The sequence below is a fragment of the Pseudomonas gingeri genome (assembly GCF_013385425.1).
In the GTDB taxonomy this organism is placed as follows: domain Bacteria; phylum Pseudomonadota; class Gammaproteobacteria; order Pseudomonadales; family Pseudomonadaceae; genus Aquipseudomonas; species Aquipseudomonas gingeri_D.
In genome coordinates this window covers 31548-48818 of the sequence record NZ_JACAQA010000019.1, presented here as the reverse complement: position 1 = coordinate 48818, position 17271 = coordinate 31548, and the positions used below count along the sequence as shown (strand labels likewise).

Sequence of the window (17271 nt, the reverse complement as noted above, 5' to 3'; positions counted from 1 at the left end):
TGATTTCTGTACCGGTGCCCTTTCAACTGCTCTCGCGCACCATCAGTTCAAAGCCCATATCCTGCACCGGCTGGGCCACCGGGTTGCCGGCCATCAAGCTCAGCATCTGTTCCGCCGCCCGCCGGCCGATGGCCTCCCGGGGTGTGCGGATGCTGCTCAGGCGCGGGACCATGAAGGCCGAGCCGGGCAGGTCGTTGAAGCCCACCACCGCGACCTGCTCCGGAACCTTGATACCACAGCGTATGGCCTCCAGCAGGGCGCCCTGGGCCAGGTCGTCGTTGCCGAAGAAGATCCCGTCGACCTGCGGATGGCTCTGCATCAGTTGCAGGAACAGTTCGCCGCCCAGGCCCACCGACGAGGGGCGCGGGGTCAGCAGTTCCAGGTCCGGGTGGTACAGCCCGGCCGCCTGCAGCGCCTGGCGAAAGCCTTCGCCGCGCAGGAGCGTGCGCTGGTCCAGTTGCGCGCCGATATAGGCCAGGTGCTTGCGACCACGGGAGATCAGGTGCTCGGCCACGGTGGCGCCGGCGTTCTGTTGCGAGAAGCCGACGCAGTTCACCCCGGCGCCGGGGTCCAGGTCCATCATGTAGACGCAGGGCACGTTGCTCGCTTCGATCATCCGCCGCGCGCTTTCCGAACGGTCGAAACCGGTCAGCAACAAGCCCCGTGGCTGGTAGGACATGTAGTTGCGCAGCAGGTTTTCTTCTTCGTCGCGGGAATAGTGATAGTTGCCGATCAGGACCTCGAAGCCCCGCGGGCGCAGCACCGAGTGAATGGCTTCGAGGGTGTCGATAAACAGCAGGTTGGACAACGACGGCACCAGTACCACCACCGAATGGCTCTGGGCCGAGGCCAGGGCGCGGGCGGCCGGGTTGACCACGTAGTTCAGTTCTTCCGCCGCCTGTCGGACCTTTTCCACCAGGTCCGTGGCCACACTGCTGATGCCACGCAGGGCCCGCGACGCGGTGATCGGACTGACGCCGGCCAGGCGCGCGACTTCGCTAAGGGTAGGGCGTCCCGTGGTACGGGTATTCTTGTCGGTTTTGGTGGAGGTCATCGGACGGCTTGCCAAACAAAATTCAAGGCACTAAGGTAGCGCTGTCTCGACGAGCCTGCAATTGTTCGAGCGCGGTTGGCCTGATCGCGTCGGATGCTGTCGTGGATGTTTAGCGCATCACCCCATAAAAATGACAAGAAAGCGTCGGTAGTCTGTGTTTTGTGCTTTGCTTTCCGAGTATGGAAGCTTCGACAAAGACAGCGCTGTCTGCGTGCCGAGGTGTTACATGAGTCAACCTATCACTGCCCTGGTCATCATGGGCGTCTCCGGTTGCGGCAAGTCCAGTGTGGGCGAGGCCCTGTGCCGGCTCAACGGCGCGACCCAGATCGAAGGCGACAGCTTTCACCCCGCCGCCAATATCGCCAAGATGAGTGCCGGCATCCCCCTGACCGATGATGACCGTGCCGGCTGGCTCGACAGCCTGTGCGACGAGTTGCGCGCGGTCCTGGCCACGGGCGGGCATCCGGTGCTGACCTGTTCGGCGCTCAAGCACAGCTACCGCGAACGCCTGCGCAGCGCGGCACCGGGCCTGGGCTTCGTATTTCTCGAACTGAGCCGTGAAGTCGCCGCCGAGCGGGTGGCCCATCGTCCCGGGCACTTCATGCCCTCGACCCTGATCGACAGCCAGTTCGCCACCCTTGAATCGCCGGTCGGCGAGCCCCTGACCCTGGCCCTCGATGCCTCGACCCAGAGCATCGAGCGTCTGGCCCAGTCGGCCCATCGCTGGTGGCAGGCACACGGGCTGGAACGTTCGGCCTGATTTTCGTCTCGAAAAGATAGCGCTATCCCATTGGGCTATCGTCAAATCACGCAACGCATAAAAACAACAAGCAGGAGACACCTTATGTTCGGACTGTCCCACGAGACCTATCTGTTGCTGGATGCAGTGGTCACGATTATCGGGCTGATCGTGTTGATCACCCGCTTCAGGATTCACCCCTTTATCGGCTTGATCATCGCCTCGGCGTTTCTCGGCCTGACCTCGGGCATGCCCGCGGACAAGATCATCAAGGCCTTCCAGGACGGCTTCGGCGGCGTGCTGGGTTTTGTCGGAATCATCCTTGCGCTGGGGACCATGCTTGGCAAGATGATGTCCGATTCCGGCGGTGCCGATCAGATCGCCCAGACCCTGATCCGCGCCTTCGGCAAGGAGCGGGTGCAGTGGGCGATGATGTGCTCGGCGTTCCTGGTGGGCATTCCGCTGTTCTTCGAGATCGGCTTCGTGCTGTTGATTCCGTTGGTGTTCATCGTTGCGCGACGGACCGGCGTGCCGCTGATCAAGATCGGTATTCCGCTGCTGGCCGGGCTTTCGGCGGTGCACGGGCTGGTGCCGCCGCATCCGGGGCCGCTGCTGGCCATCGGGGTGTTCAACGCGGACATCGGCAAGACCATTTTCTACGGCCTGATCGTCGCCCTGCCGACCGCCATCATTGCCGGTCCGATCTACGGGACCTTCATCGCCAAATACATCCCGGGCAACCCTTCCCAGGAACTGGTCGACCAGTTGGCCCGTGAGCCGCAAGTGAAAGCGCTGCCGAGTTTCAGCGTGACCCTGGTCACCGTCTTGCTGCCGGTGTTCCTGATGTTGCTCAAGACCTTTGCTGACATTGCCCTGCCGGACGGGCATTTCTTCCGTATCTGGATGGACATGATCGGTCACCCGATCAGCGCCTTGCTGCTGGCCCTGCTGTTGGCGCTCTACACCTTCGGCAAGCGCCAGGGCATGGATTCCAAACGCGTGCTCAAGCTGCTCGATGCCAGCCTGGCGCCGACCGCGGCGATCATCCTGATCATTGGTGCCGGCGGTGGCTTCAAGCAGATGCTGGTGACCAGTGGCGTGGGTGACGTGATCGGGCATATCGCCGTGAATGCGCAGATTTCACCGATCCTGCTGGCCTGGCTGGTGGCGGCGGTGATCCGCATCGCCACGGGTTCGGCGACGGTGGCGACCATTACCGGGGCGGGCATCGTGATGCCGGTGGTGGACCTGATCCCAGGGGTGAACCGTGAACTGCTGGTGCTGGCGACGGGGGCGGGTTCGTTGATCCTGTCCCACGTCAACGATGCCGGGTTCTGGCTGGTCAAGCAGTACTTCAATATGACCGTGGCCGAGACGTTCAAGACCTGGACGGCCATGGAGACCATCCTGTCGGTGGTGGGGCTGGTGTTTATCCTGCTGTTGTCGCTGGTGGTCTAAACGAATCGGGGCCGACACCTGTGAAGGTGTCGGCCCCGAATCATGTGGCAAGCGCACTCGCTACACAGGTTATTCCGCGGTAGCTTTCTTCAGCAGGCCATCGGTGCGGAACATCCCGCGAATCCCGCGTACCGCCTGGCGGATGCGGTCGAGGTTTTCAATCAGGGCGAACCGCACATGGTCGTCGCCGTACTCGCCAAAGCCGACCCCCGGCGAGACGCAGACCTTGGCTTCGGCCAGCAGCTTCTTGGCGAACTCCAGCGAGCCCATCTGGGCATATTCCTCGGGAATCTTCGCCCAGACGTACATCGAGGCCTTGGGGTTCTCGACCATCCAGCCCAGTTCATGCAGGCCTTTGACCAGCACGTTGCGTCGTTGGCGATACTGCTCGGCGATATCCTTGACGCATTGCTGATCGCCCTCCAGCGCGGCGATGGCCGCCACCTGCAACGGCGTGAAGGTGCCGTAGTCGTGGTAACTCTTGATCCGCGCCAGGGCGCTGACCAACTCCGGATTGCCGACCATGAAACCGATGCGCCAGCCGGCCATGTTGTAGCTCTTGGACAGGGTGAAAAACTCCACCGCGATGTCCTTGGCACCGGGCACCTGCATGATCGACGGGGCTTTCCAGCCGTCGTAGACGATGTCGGCATAGGCCAGGTCGTGGATCACCAGCACGTCGTACTGCTTGGCCAGGGCGATCACCCGTTCGAAGAAGTCCAGTTCCACGCACTGCGCGGTGGGGTTCGAGGGGAAACCGAGAATCATCATCTTCGGCTTGGGAATGGAGCCACGGATGGCCCGCTCCAGCTCGGCGAAGAAGTCTACGCCCGGCACCAGCGGCACCGAACGGACCTGGGCGCCGGCGATCACCGCGCCGTAGATATGGATCGGGTAGCTGGGGTTGGGCACCAGCACCGTGTCGCCCTGGTCGAGGGTGGCGAGCATCAGGTGGGCCAGGCCCTCTTTCGAACCGATGGTGACGATGGCTTCGGTTTCCGGGTCGATATCGACCTGGTAGCGATCCTTGTACCAGTGGGAAATCGCCCGGCGCAGCCGTGGGATGCCCTTGGACGTGGAGTAGCCGTGGGTGTCTTCGCGCTGGGCGACGGTGACCAGTTTTTCGACGATATGTGGCGGAGTGGCGCCGTCGGGGTTACCCATGCTCAAGTCGATGATGTCTTCGCCACGACGACGGGCGGCCATCTTCAGCTCGGCAGTGATATTGAATACGTAGGGGGGGAGTCGATCAATGCGCGCAAAGCGGCGCGGCGAACCTGGGTCTGCCATGTAAACCTCTGACACGTAAGCGCCCGGAACCGTCCGAGCGACGTCGGCCACTGCGGTGGCCTGCGGAGCAGACAATAAGGGCGATGCTGGTCATCTGTCCAGATGGGCGACGGAAAATATTTTCCGCCGGGGGGACAAGCGTCGGGTCGCCCAACGACAGGATTATTTGCTTCTATACTGCTTTTCGGAGTTGTTTCCCCTATGGAGTTTGCCCTCATGGACGCAGCACATAACCTTGGCTACACGCAGGCCTTGCCAGCGCCACGCTTCGAGCACGGTCACTTTCAGTTGATTGCCGGCCTGGGCGCACGTTTTACCGCCGAGACGTCGGGATCTATCCCTGACCTGTGGGATGCCTTCGTGCCGCACATCGGAAAAGTCCCCAGCCAGGTGGGTGAGGTGACGTACGGTATCTGCTGCCATCCGGATGGCGAGGGCGGCTTCGAGTACATCGCCGGAGTGCAGATCAGCAAGCTCGACGACCTGCCTGAGCTGTATCGCTGGGTGGAATTGCAGGACCAGCAATACGCGGTGTTTGAACACCAGGGCTCCCTCGACACCCTCAAGCACACCTTCGAGGCCATCTGGAACCACTGGTTGCCGCAATCCGGCTACCTGGCGGCCGAAGCGCCGGAGTTCGAGCGCTACAGCGCCGATTTCAATCCGGAAAAAGGCACCGGCACGGTGGAAATCTGGTTGCCGATCAAGGCCTGATTCTGTGCCGCTGACGTTCCCCTTCGGCAGAAGGGGAGCGTTCTTCTATACGCCATCTTAACGTCCCCCCCGGCAATCAGTGCCCGACCTTAATACCCGCGCCCGTACCCTTTGATCTGGCTTGCGGCGCCCTTGCGTGCGCTTGAGCGAGCCGACCGATTTGGCAAGGGGACACCTGTGTTGACACTCAAACTCATCTACCTGCTCAGCGGCCTGGGCGCGGCCGGCCTGTTCGTCTATCTGGGTTACGCGCTGATCCGCGCCGAAGACTTCTGATTCCTGCGCACGCCTCGTCGCAGGCGCTTCGTGCGGTCCGCAAGGACCCTATAGAACAAGGAAACCAACCATGTACGACCTGATTTTCCTGGGCGCGACCCTGGTGTTTTTCGGCGCGACAGCCTTGTTCATTGTCGCCTTGAACAAGATTTGAACGGAGCTTGCACATGTTGACCGTACTGCTGGAATTTGCGCTGGTCCTGGGTCTGATGACCGGGCTTGCCGTCTTGATGGGGCGCTGGTTGAGCCGGGTCTTTTCTCACCCTGGCCATGCGCTGCCGGAGCGTCTGACCTATCGCCTGCTGGGCGTCGATCCACGGGAAACCATGGGTTGGGCCCGCTACGGCTCGGCGCTGCTGTTGTCCAACGGCGCGATGATGCTGCTGGGCTACCTGCTGTTGCGCCTGCAGGGTTCGTTGCCGATCAATCCGCTGGGCCTGGCCGCCCAGACCCCGGACCTGGCGTTCAACACCGCCGCCTCGTTTATCACCAACACCAACTGGCAGGCCTATTCGGGCGAAACCAGCCTGTCCAACTTCAGCCAGATGGCGGTGATCACCTTCCTGATGTTTGTCGGTGCCACCTCCGGTGTGGTCGCCGCCGCCGGATTTATCCGCGGCTTGAGCCGCAGCAGCGCGACGGATATCGGCAACTACTGGGTGGACTTCACCCGCATCCTCTACCGGGTGATGTTGCCGTTGTGCTTCGCCATGGCGCTGGTCTATGTCTGGCAGGGTATGCCGCAGACCTTCTCCTCCCAGGCCCTGGCGACCACCCTTGAAGGTGCGCAACAACAACTGATCGTCGGTGCGGTCGCGAGCTTCGAGTCGATCAAGCATATCGGTACCAACGGTGGCGGCTTTTTCAGCATGAACGCTGCGCACCCGTTCGAGAACCCGACGCCACTGACCAACATCCTGCATATCTTCAGCATGTTGCTGATCCCCTCGGCGCTGACCTATGCCTTCGGCAGCCTGTTGGCCCGTCGGCGCCAGGGCTGGGTGTTCTTCGGCACCTTCCTGATGATGTTCGTCGGCTTTCTCGCGGTGGTCTATTTTGCCGAGCAGGCTGGCAACCCGCTGTTGACCCGGCTGGGCGTCGACCAACTGCTGTCGGCGACCCAGAGCGGCGGCAATATGGAAGGCAAGGAACTGCGTTTCGGCATCGCCGATACCAGTCTGTTCATCGCCACCACCACCGGCGCCACCACCGGCTCGGTCAATGCCATGCATGACTCGCTGATGCCCATGGGCGGCTTCGTGCCCATGGCGCAGATGATGCTCAACTGCGTGTTCGGCGGCGACGGCGTGGGCTTTATCAACCTGATCCAGTACGCCCTGCTGACGGTGTTCCTGGTGGGCATGATGATCGGTCGCACCCCCGAGTTCCTCGGCAAGCGCATCGAAGCCCGGGAGATGAAACTGGTGATGCTCTCGGTGCTCGCGCATCCGATCTGCATTCTCGGCTTCACCGCCCTGGCCGCGCTCTGGCCGGGCACCCTGGACAGCCTGAACAACGTCGGGCCCCACGGTTTCAGCGAGGTGCTCTACGCCTACACCTCCGGCACCGCCAACAACGGTTCGGCCTTCGCCGGGCTGAACGCCAACACCCCGTTCTTCAACACCACCATCGGCCTGGCGATGTTGCTGGGGCGTTTCTTCACCCTGCTGCCGATGCTCGCCGTGGCCGGCTCCCTGGCCTTTAAAAAGACCACGCCGGCCGGTGCCGGGACTATTCCCACCGCCACGCCGCTGTTCATGTTCCTGGTGGTGTTCGTGGTGCTGGTGGTCGGCGGTTTGACCTTCCTGCCGGCGCTCGCGCTGGGGCCAGTGGTCGAGCAGTTGCAACTGCTCTCCAGCCAGACCTACAAGTGAGGATATTTGCATGACTACGCGTATTTCCACGCCGCCGCTGGCGGTGACTCAAGGGCTGTTCCGCGGCCTGGGGCGCCCGGTGCTGGTGTCCTCGGTGATGTTCATGTTGCTGACTGGCCTGGCCTATCCGGCGCTCACCACCCTGGCGGCCAACCTGCTGTTTCCGTTCCAGGCCCAGGGCAGCCTGCTGGAACGCGAAGGCCAGGTGGTCGGCTCGGTGCTGATCGGCCAGGCGTTCAACCGCCCGGAGTATTTCCAGGCCCGCCCCAGCGTGACCCAGAGCGTCGATCCGAACGACGCCAGCAAGACCGTGACCACGCCCTACAACGCCGGCCTCAGCGGGGCCAGCAACCTGGGCCCGACCAGCCAGCGTCAGCTCGACGCGGTCAAGGAGCGGGCCGTGGCCTATCGCGCCTCGAACGGCCTGGACCCGCAAGCGCCGGTGCCGGTCGACGCGGTGACGGCTTCGGCGTCCGGCTTGGACCCGCATATTTCAGTGGCCAACGCGCTGATCCAGGCGCGGCGCGTCGCACCGCTGCGGCAGCTGTCCGAAGACGCCCTGCTGACCTTGGTCCGGGCGTCGACCGAGACGCGTACCTTCGGCCTGCTCGGCGAGCCGCGAGTCAATGTGCTGCAACTCAACCTGGCGCTGGATGCCTTGGCGACACCCCGCCAGTCCCCAGTCGTCGTCACTGAGTAAGAGAATCGATCATGAGTGACATGAAAGCCCGTTTGCCTTTGTTCGACCGCGAGCTGTTGCTGGCCGCCGGCGTGGATGCCTTCCGGAAACTGCTGCCCCAGGCCCAGTGGAAAAATCCGGTGATGTTCGTGGTGTACCTCGGCAGCCTGCTCACCACCTTGTTGTGGGTGCAGTCCTGGGGCGGTCAGGGCGAGGCACCGAGTGGTTTTATCCTGAGCATCTGCCTGTGGCTGTGGTTCACCGTGCTGTTCGCCAATTTCGCCGAAGCCCTGGCCGAGGGGCGGAGCCGCGCACAGGCGGCGAGTCTGCGCGGGATGAAGCGCCAGACCCTGGCCAAGGTCCTGCAAAAGCCGCGTCATGGTGCGCAATGGTTGCCGATGGCGGCCAGCGAGTTGCGCAAGGACGCGGTAGTGCTGATCGAGGCCGGCGACCTGGTGCCCCTCGATGGCATCGTTATCGAGGGCGTGGCGTCGGTGGATGAAAGCGCGATCACTGGCGAATCGGCTCCGGTGATCCGTGAGGCCGGTGGTGATTTCTCTTCGGTGACCGGCGGCACCCGGGTTCTCTCGGACTGGCTGGTGGTGCGTATCAGCGTCAATCCCGGCGAATCCTTTCTCGACCGGATGATCTCCATGGTCGAATCGGCCAAGCGCCAGAAGACCCCCAACGAAGTGGCCCTGACCATTCTGCTGGTGGGGCTGACGGCCTTGTTCCTGCTGGTGATCGTCACCCTCAGTCCGTACTCGATCTTCGCCGTGGTCATGAGCGGCAGCGGCAGTGTGGTCAGCGCGACGGTGCTGGTGGCCTTGCTGGTTTGCCTGATTCCCACCACCATCGGCGGCCTGCTCTCGGCCATCGGCGTGGCGGGCATGAGCCGGATGATGGCGGCCAATGTGATCGCCACCTCCGGGCGCGCGGTGGAAGCGGCCGGCGATGTCGACGTGTTGCTGCTGGACAAGACCGGCACCATCACGCTCGGCAATCGCCAGGCCAGTGCCTTCCTGTCGGCACCGGGGATGAAAGAGCGTGAACTGGCCGAGGCGGCGCAACTGGCATCCCTGGCCGACGAAACACCGGAAGGGCGCAGCATCGTGCTGTTGGCGCGACAGAAGTTCGAGCTCAATGAGCCGGATCTGGAAAGCCTGAACGCCAGCTTCGTCGCATTCACCGCCCAGACCCGCATGAGCGGCGTCGACCTGGCCGATGGCCGGATGATCCGCAAAGGTGCGGCCGATGCGATTCGCCGGCATATCGAGGCACTGGGCGGTGGTTTCCCGGCGGCCCTGCAAGCGCGGGTGGACGAAGTCTCACGGCGCGGCAGCACACCGCTGGTGGTGGCTGATGGCGCGCGGGCTCTCGGGGTGATCGAGCTCAAGGACGTGGTCAAGGCCGGCATCAAGGAGCGGTTCGGCGAGTTGCGACGCATGGGTATCAAGACCGTGATGATCACCGGCGACAATCCGCTGACCGCCGCGGCGATTGCGGTGGAAGCCGGGGTCGATGACTACCTGGCCGAGGCCCGGCCGGAAGACAAGCTGCAACTGATCCGTGACTACCAGGCCCAGGGCAAGCTGGTGGCGATGACCGGCGATGGCACCAACGACGCCCCGGCGCTGGCCCAGGCCGATGTGGCGGTGGCGATGAACAGCGGGACCCAGGCGGCCAAGGAGGCCGGCAACATGGTGGACCTGGACAGCAATCCGACCAAGCTGATCGAGGTGGTCGAGGTCGGCAAGCAGATGCTGATGACCCGTGGTGCCCTGACCACTTTCAGCGTGGCCAACGATGTGGCGAAGTATTTTGCTATTGTGCCGGCGGCGTTCGTGGCGACTTATCCGCAGCTCGGCGCCTTGAACGTGATGCACCTGGGCAGCCCGAACTCGGCGATCCTCAGCGCGGTGATCTTCAATGCCCTGATCATCGTGTTCCTGATCCCGCTGGCGCTCAAGGGCGTGGCCTACCGGGCCATCGGCGCGGCGGCGCTGCTCAATCGCAACCTGCTGATCTATGGACTGGGCGGGGTGCTGGTGCCGTTTGCCGGGATCAAGCTGATCGATATGCTGCTGGTTGGCTTGGGCGTGGTCTAGGTGACCGGCATGGGTGCGTCTGACAAGGAATGACATGAGTTTGAATGACACCTCCCGCGACATCCGCGACGGTAGACCCGATCCGGATGCGCTGCTGGAGCAACTGCAAGCCGACGAGAAGGCCGCCCAGCGCGGCCGTTTGCGTATTTATTTCGGCTCGAACGCTGGGGTCGGGAAAACCTGCGCCATGCTCCAGGCCGCGCACCGCGAGCGGGCTCTCGGATGCGATCTGGTCGCCGGCCTGATTGAAACCCACGGGCGCGGTGATACCGCCGCCTTGCTCGCCGGCCTGGAACAACTGCCGCGCCATCGCCTGGCCCATGGCGACAGCACGTTGCCGGAGTTCGATCTCGATGCGGCACTGGTCCGCCGTCCGGCGGTGTTGCTGGTGGACGAGTTGGCCCACAGCAATGTCCCCGGCTCACGCCACCCCAAGCGCTGGCAGGATATCGAAGAGCTGCTGCGGGCCGGGATCGAGGTCTGGACCAGCCTGAACGTCCAGCACCTGGAAAGTCTCAATGACCTGGTCAGCGGCATCATCGGCACCCGTGTGCGGGAAACCGTCCCCGACCATGTGTTCGACAGTGCCCATGAAGTGGTGCTGATCGACCTGGCCCCCGACGAACTGTTGCAGCGTCTCAAGGACGGCAAGGTCTATCAGGGCCCGCAGGCCGACCGGGCGTCGCGGCACTTCTTTCGCAAAGGCAACCTGCTGGCCCTGCGTGAACTGGCCCTGCGCCGTACCGCCGACCGGGTCGATGCGCAAATGCGTGTCTATCGTCGCGAGCGTTCCATCGACACCTTGTGGGCCGCCCGTGAGCGCTTGTTGGTGGGGATTGCCGGTGAGCCCTCGGATGAACGTCTGGTGCGCGAAGCCGCGCGCCTGGCGCAGAAGCTCGAAGCCGACTGGATCGTGGTGCATGTCGAGTCGGTGTCGACGGGCGGCATGGCCCTGCGGCGACGCGCGGCGGCGGTGAAGACCCTGGCCCTGGCTGCTGAGTTCGGTGCCGATACCGCGATCCTGGCGGGTATCGATGTCGCCGAAACCCTGGTGGCCTGCGCCCGCGAACGCAATGCCAACCGCCTGTTGCTCGGTCATCGGCCACGCCGGGTCTGGCAGTTCTGGCACCAGACGGTCAGCGACCGGATCAGCCGCCATCATCCGCAGATCGACCAGATCGTGATCGCCCATGGCGAGCTGCCGCGCACGGCGCCGTCCCGACCGGAAGCGGAACCGAGACTGGCACCGGGCAGGGGCCTGGCCTACCTGTGGGCGACCCTGGCCTGTTTCGCCGCCACGGCGGTAGCGGCGTTGTTGCTGCAAGTCTTCGACCCGGCCAACGTGGTCATGCTGTTCCTGCTGACGGTGGTGTTGGTGGCGCTGCGCCTGGGCCGCGGGCCGGGTGTCTGGGCGGCGATGCTGGCGGTGCTGTGTTTCGATTTTTTCTTTGTCCAGCCGGTGCTGTCGTTCACCGTCAACGACACCCAGTATTTCTTCACCTTCGCCTTGATGCTGGGCATTGCCCTGATCACCGGCCAACTGACCGCGCGCCTGCGCCATGAGGCGCGTACAGCGGCGGCCCGTGAGCGCCGGGCGACCTCGCTGGCGCTGTTGGCTCGCGACCTGTCCGCGGCCCTGACCGTCGAACAGCTCGGCGCGGTGGCGCTGCGCACCTTCAGCGGGGTGTTCGAGGCCCGGGTCGGCCTGGCCTTGCCGGATGCCGGCGACCGGGTCGGCACCCTGGCCGGCAGTGTCTTCCCGGTGGATGAAAGCATCGCCCAGTGGACCTATGAACACGGACGCCCGGCCGGACAGGGCAGTGATACCCTGGCGGCCGCCCCCGGTTGCTACTTTGCCCTCAAGGCGCCGATGCGCGTGCGCGGTGTGCTGGTCCTCGACCTGAGTGATGCCGAGCGCCTGAAGGACCCCGATGAGCAACGCCTGTTGGAAGCCTGCATGAGCCAGTTGGCGATTGCGCTGGAACGGGTGCATTTCGTTGAAGTGGCGCAAAGCACCCTGGTGCAGATGGAAGGCGAGCGCATGCGCAACACCTTGCTGGCGGCCATTTCCCATGACCTGCGCACGCCCTTGACCAGCATTATCGGCGCCGCCGACGCCGCAGCGCCCCATGTGCGTGACGCGTTGGTCGGCGGGTTATTGGGCGGGATTCACGATCAGGCCTGTGCCATGCAAAGGCTGATCGAAAACCTGCTGGATATGGCGCGCCTGCAGGAACATGGGGTGCGCCTTAACCGTCAGTGGCACTCCCTGGAAGAGGTGGTCGGCAGCGCCTTGCGCCAACTGCGCGAACCCCTCGCCCGGCATCCGGTGCGGGCGCTGTTGCCGGCGGACCTGCCCCTGGTGGAGATCGATGCGCTGCTGATCGAGCGAGTGTTGGTCAACCTGTTGGACAACGCGGCGAAATACACCCCGGCGGGTACGCCGATCGAGATCACGGCGAGCCAGGTCGACCAGCAGATCGTCCTGGAGATCGCCGACAGCGGACCGGGCTGCCCGTCGGGTATCGCCCCCGAGCAACTCTTCGAAGCCTTCAGCCGTGGCCAGCAGGAATCGGCGGTGTCCGGAATCGGCCTGGGACTGGCCCTGGTCCGGCGGATCGTCGAAGCCCACGGCGGCCGGGTCGTCGCCCGGCCGCGGGTGCCGAACGGCCTTTGTTTTGTTATCAGCTTACCGGCGGGTCAACCGCCGTCCATGGAAACCTTATGACCAGCACCCGTATCCTGATTGTCGAGGATGAAGCCAATATCCGTCGTTTCATCGGCATTGCCTTGCAGGACGAAGGCTTCCAGGTCTTCGAGGCCGACAGCAGCAAGCGTGCCCTGATCGATGCGGCGAGCCGCCAGCCGGACCTGGTGATCGTCGACCTGGGCTTGCCCGACGGTGACGGCAAGGACCTGATCAGTGAACTGCGTGGCTGGATGAGCGTGCCCATCCTGGTGCTGTCGGCCCGTGACCGCGAAGACGAAAAGGTCGCCGCACTGGACGCCGGCGCGGATGACTATCTGGTCAAACCGTTCGGTGTGCCCGAGTTGCTGGCGCGTATTCGTGCACAGCTGCGGCGGCAGGTGCAAAGCGGCACGGCGGCGGTGAGCAGCAAGGTGCGCTTCGGCGAGGTCGAGGTCGATCTGGCGACCCATGAGGTGCGACGTGGCAGCGAGGGCGTGCACCTGACACCCATCGAGTTCCGCCTGTTGATCGCGTTGATCCGGGGTCAGGGCCGGGTGCTGACGCACCGGCAATTGCTGCTGGATGTCTGGGGGCTGGACTATGCCGATCGGGCTCATTATCTGCGGGTACACATGGCGCATCTGCGGCAAAAACTCGAAGCCGACCCGGCGCAGCCGCAACACCTGATCACCGAATTGCAGGTGGGCTATCGTCTGGTCGGCCTGTAACGGCTTATTTGTTCTCCCTTTGCGTCTTGGACGCACGCCAGAAGTCGAGGTAGAGGGTGATCACACCGAACGCGCTGATGCCCAACAGCATAAGCAGGCCGATCTGGATATGGGTCATGGCAGGTCTCCGGAAAACACCGCGGCAGGCGGCGACCTGCAGAGAAATAGTCGAAATGGCGGGCAAATGACATCGACTATATGAAAGCTTTACGAGGCGTTCGCGCAACAATATAGGGCGGATACGAACTGGGTTGAAATCGCTATCCCGATGCCGCTGAGCATTGTCTCGACCCCGTCGTCGGCTTTTGATCAAAGGGGCGTTCGGGGGCGCGATAGCCACTGAGCCGCTGGTGTTTTTCGTATTCCTGAAAGGAATGCATTGCATTAAAAACATGAATTTTCTTTATTTTCGCAGGGCGACTACCTTGGGCTGAAGTTCCCCGCCAAGAGAGAAAGCCCATGTCGTCCGAACCTCTGGATTCCGCTCGGAAATTCGATGTATCCCGTGCCGGTGAGTACGCCGAGCAAAGCCGTATCGCCCTGGCCGGTTATGACGCCTGTCACGAGTTGGTCGCCTGCATGCTGGCGGCCAGCCTGGGCAGCGGGGGCGAGGCGAGGATTCTGGTGGTGGGCGCCGGCGGTACCGCCCAGGAAATCCTGACGGCGGCGGCGCTTGAGCCGCTTTGGCGGTTCACCGCGGTAGACCCCTCGGCACCGATGCTTGAGTTGGCGCAGGCCAGTCTCCAGGCCCAGGGGCTGCTGGCGCGCACGCGGGTATTCCTGGGCACGGTCGAGGAACTGACCGACGAGCCGCCCTATGATGCCGCGACCCTGATCGGTGTGTTGCATCACCTGCCCGGCGATCAGGCCAAGCACGACATTCTCAAGGCGATTGCCGCCCGGCTCAAACCGGGAGCTCCGTTGATTGTGGCGGGTAACCATCAGGCCTATGCCAGCCAGCCGCTGTTGTTGGCGGCCTGGGGCGAGCGCTGGCGCCAGCAGGGCGCGAGTGCTGACGCTGTTCGCGCCAAGCTTGGCAAGATTCTCCAGGGGGCCGATCCGCCACACTCGGAGGCGGCGGTTCAGCACTTGCTTGAGACGGCCGGGTTCGGCACCGCGACGCGGTTTTTTTCCAGCCTGTTCTGGGGCGCCTGGGTGGCATCGAGGAACGCCGTATCACCGACATGACCTTGCCTTTCCCCAGGCGCTACGTGCTCAGTTGCCGTAACAGCGAATCACCGCCGAATGGGTGGCGTAGCGTCCGGAGAGCAGGATCTTGCCATCTGGCTGCAACTCCAGGTTGGAGAGGTAGCTGGTGGAATCGCCGATGTAGATCAGGCGGCTGATCCCGTTGTCGCCAAAATCAGGGTCCAGTTCGCCGTTGTTCAAGTGGCGCATCAACCAGCAGCGGCTGCCGCTGTTGATATGACCGGCGCTGACGATTTTCCCGTCCTCCTGCACCGCCAGGGCGAAGGCGATATCCAGTTCCGGCAGCTCCCAGGGCACTCCGGCATTGAAGGTGACGTCCAGCTTGCCGTCGGCTGTGACACGGGTGAGCAGGGCGATATTGTGGGACAGATCCGCGGAGCCGGTGACGACGATTTTCTGATCGGGTTGCACGGCGAGATCAAAAAACGCGGCGTGGCCGTCGCGGGCCGGCTCCAGCTCCAGATAGCCGGCGCAACCGAAGGTCTTGTCCGGCAGGCCGGTGGCCCCGTAGCGCATCAGCATGGCCTTGCGGCCACGTCGGCCGGCCACGATCAGCTTGCCATCGGCCTGGACCTGAACCGCCTCGAACGCGATGTTCGGTTCCGGTGCCGTGACCACGCCGCAGGTGCCGAAGCGCGGGTCGAAACTGCCGCTGCGGTCGAGACGCACGATAACGTCGCGTGCCGACTCGCCCACGGCGCTGTTCCTCAGGGCCAGGACGATAAAACCGTCCTGGGGTTGCACGGTGAGCCGGCGGCCATAGCCGATCCAGGGGGCCGTGTAAGGCAGGGCAACCTGACCGTTGTCGCCGAAATCGGGGTCCGGCATGCCGTCTTCAGTGATACGGGCGCAGAAGACCTGTTCACCGGAGCGGAAGTGGCCGAGCAGGAGGAACTTGTCGTCTTCGTCGAGGACCGCCTTGATCAGTCTTCGGCTGGAACTTCCGAGTGACTGGGCGAAGTCATGATAATAAAGGCCGTCTTCGCTGAAGTCGGCCTGGGTGATACTTTCTGGCTGGTCTTCATGTACGCCGATAAACCGATGGCGGCCGTCGGGCCGCAATAAAGAAGGGCCGACAAAGCCAGGGCCTCTTTCTGAAAAAATAACCAGGCCGTCGCGGTGTTCACCAAATTCCAGATCAAATCTTCCGGCGCTGCCGGGCTGTTGGATGGCCGCGGAGGGCGAGGTTTTGGGGGCGCTGTTCGAGATTCGATTTTTTGCATCCATGGGTATTGAGTCCTTTCAGTTTATTAAATGGCTACTTGAGTTAAATAACGGCTTATCAAGTAGCGATGCGCTGGCTGATGCAGCAGCGACGTCATCGATTTAATAACTGGAAGGCGAATTTGCCCAGCGATCAAGTTTTACTGTAAATGACCAACTGATCTCATACTTATGGCCACCGGCAACTTTAAAGTGTCAGGGTCAATCGTCGTTCGCCGCGATAGGCTTCACCGGTATCCACCCAACCCTGTTTCAGGTAAAGACTCATCGCCGCCTGGTTATCGGTTCCTACCGACAGCAGTAACTGACGGACCTGGGGCCAGGCCTGGCGTGCCGCTGCGGGCAGGGCTTGCAGGCAGGCCGCGCCGAACCCCTGGCCTTGAAGCCTTTTGTCGACCTGCAGGGCATGCAGGGTGGCGCTGCTTTCGTCGGCCCAATGGGGGACGAAAGGATGGCGCTTGAGCAACAGGAAGGCCACCGGGGTGTCATGGTCGAGCAGGGCAAAACCGAGCACGCCGTCATGGGGCTCGCGTGGCAGGAAGTGCAGGGCCGCCTGGATATCACCGCAAAATTGCAGCTGTCCGGGGTGGACTTCGAGGTCCGCGAGCTGTTCGCGTTGCAGGGCGCTCAGGTCGTCGTAGCGGGTCAGTCGGGCATTCATGACAATCTCCCGCCTCAGAGTGGCAAGGTCAGCCGACGTTCTTCACCGACCCGCCCGTGAAAGGTCTCGCCGCTGTCGACAAATCCCTGTTTGAGGTAGAGCCCGCGGGCGGCGTCATTGTCTGCGTCGACCATCAGCATCAGTTGGCGGGTAGCCGGCCAGGCGCCGCGAGCGGCGTCCGGCAGGGCTTGCATGCAGGCGCGCCCGAGGCCCTGGCCCTGGTAGTTTTTATCCACTTGCAGGCCATGCAGGGTGCAGACATTGCCGCTGGCCCAGGCCGGTGATGCCGGGGGCCGCTTGAGCAGCAGGAAACCCACCGGCAGCGCATCGGCCAGCAGTACAAAACCCTTCACGTCATTGCCCGTGTGGGCCAGCAGCACCGCCAGGCCCCGGGTGATATCGCTGGAAAATTCCCGTTGCGCCGCATCGACCTGGATCAAGGCCAACTGCTCGCGTTGGGCGGGGGTCAGCGTGACGTAGTCGACAAGGGAAATTCTCACAGCGGCATATCCTGTTTCCGGCAGTAGGGGAGGCCGAATTCTATCGGCTTTAGCGGGCTGGATATTAT

At 63.3% G+C, this 17271-nt stretch carries 15 protein-coding genes; 10 read left to right on the top strand and 5 right to left on the bottom strand.

From position 1 onward, the window contains the following. Window positions 1-22: 22 nt before the first annotated feature. A complete protein-coding gene (locus HX830_RS22190; RefSeq protein ID WP_103498855.1) occupies window positions 23-1054 on the bottom strand; it encodes a LacI family DNA-binding transcriptional regulator in 1032 nt (343 codons plus the stop codon). Between the two features lie 226 nt (window positions 1055-1280). On the opposite strand from HX830_RS22190, the gene HX830_RS22185 reads away from it, so the two are divergent. Together HX830_RS22185 and HX830_RS22180 are read left to right on the top strand one after the other, a co-directional pair. Then, window positions 1281-1814: a gluconokinase gene (locus tag HX830_RS22185; protein WP_103498854.1), complete on the top strand. Its 534-nt coding sequence runs from the start codon at window positions 1281-1283 to the stop codon at window positions 1812-1814. An 84-nt stretch (window positions 1815-1898) separates the two neighbouring features. Beyond that, window positions 1899-3251 (top strand): GntP family permease, encoded by a 1353-nt coding sequence (locus HX830_RS22180; protein WP_152741274.1) that lies wholly within the window; start codon window positions 1899-1901, stop codon window positions 3249-3251. Window positions 3252-3320: 69 nt separating this feature from the next. Here HX830_RS22180 and alaC read toward each other — a convergent pair whose 3' ends face one another. After that, window positions 3321-4541: an alanine transaminase gene (gene alaC / locus HX830_RS22175; RefSeq protein WP_103498852.1), complete on the bottom strand. Its 1221-nt coding sequence runs from the start codon at window positions 4539-4541 to the stop codon at window positions 3321-3323. 216 nt (window positions 4542-4757) lie between these two features. Between alaC and HX830_RS22170 the strand changes: the two genes are divergently transcribed. From HX830_RS22170 to HX830_RS22135, 8 genes are all read left to right on the top strand, one after another. After that, entirely contained in the window at window positions 4758-5255 is a 498-nt protein-coding gene (locus tag HX830_RS22170; RefSeq protein ID WP_103498851.1) for a GyrI-like domain-containing protein, read from the top strand. A 180-nt stretch (window positions 5256-5435) separates the two neighbouring features. After that, window positions 5436-5531, top strand: coding sequence for a potassium-transporting ATPase subunit F (locus HX830_RS22165; RefSeq protein ID WP_152741273.1), 96 nt, complete (start codon window positions 5436-5438; stop codon window positions 5529-5531). Between the two features lie 167 nt (window positions 5532-5698). Beyond that, complete coding sequence (gene kdpA, locus HX830_RS22160) at window positions 5699-7405, top strand: potassium-transporting ATPase subunit KdpA (RefSeq protein ID WP_103498849.1); 1707 nt, start codon at window positions 5699-5701, stop codon at window positions 7403-7405. Window positions 7406-7415: 10 nt separating this feature from the next. Beyond that, complete coding sequence (kdpC, locus tag HX830_RS22155; RefSeq protein ID WP_177102670.1) at window positions 7416-8105, top strand: potassium-transporting ATPase subunit KdpC; 690 nt, start codon at window positions 7416-7418, stop codon at window positions 8103-8105. A 20-nt stretch (window positions 8106-8125) separates the two neighbouring features. Further along, a complete protein-coding gene (gene kdpB / locus HX830_RS22150) occupies window positions 8126-10192 on the top strand; it encodes a potassium-transporting ATPase subunit KdpB (protein ID WP_177102821.1) in 2067 nt (688 codons plus the stop codon). A gap of 34 nt (window positions 10193-10226) precedes the next feature. After that, the gene (locus HX830_RS22145; RefSeq protein ID WP_177102668.1) at window positions 10227-12920 is read left to right on the top strand and encodes a sensor histidine kinase; all 2694 of its coding nucleotides are present in this window, start codon (window positions 10227-10229) and stop codon (window positions 12918-12920) included. Continuing rightward, complete coding sequence (locus HX830_RS22140; RefSeq protein WP_103498845.1) at window positions 12917-13609, top strand: response regulator; 693 nt, start codon at window positions 12917-12919, stop codon at window positions 13607-13609. Before HX830_RS22145 ends, HX830_RS22140 begins: the two co-directional genes overlap by 4 nt. A gap of 459 nt (window positions 13610-14068) precedes the next feature. Continuing rightward, window positions 14069-14797: an SAM-dependent methyltransferase gene (locus HX830_RS22135; protein ID WP_177102666.1), complete on the top strand. Its 729-nt coding sequence runs from the start codon at window positions 14069-14071 to the stop codon at window positions 14795-14797. A 27-nt stretch (window positions 14798-14824) separates the two neighbouring features. Here the strand turns inward: HX830_RS22135 and HX830_RS22130 are convergent, their stop codons facing one another. The 3 genes from HX830_RS22130 to HX830_RS22120 form a co-directional block, all read right to left on the bottom strand. Continuing rightward, the gene (locus HX830_RS22130; RefSeq protein WP_256350594.1) at window positions 14825-15880 is read right to left on the bottom strand and encodes a hemolysin; all 1056 of its coding nucleotides are present in this window, start codon (window positions 15878-15880) and stop codon (window positions 14825-14827) included. Window positions 15881-16229: 349 nt separating this feature from the next. Beyond that, the gene (locus tag HX830_RS22125) at window positions 16230-16703 is read right to left on the bottom strand and encodes a GNAT family N-acetyltransferase (protein ID WP_177102662.1); all 474 of its coding nucleotides are present in this window, start codon (window positions 16701-16703) and stop codon (window positions 16230-16232) included. Between the two features lie 14 nt (window positions 16704-16717). Continuing rightward, window positions 16718-17203 (bottom strand): GNAT family N-acetyltransferase, encoded by a 486-nt coding sequence (locus HX830_RS22120; protein ID WP_103498841.1) that lies wholly within the window; start codon window positions 17201-17203, stop codon window positions 16718-16720. Between the last annotated feature and the right edge of the window lie 68 nt (window positions 17204-17271).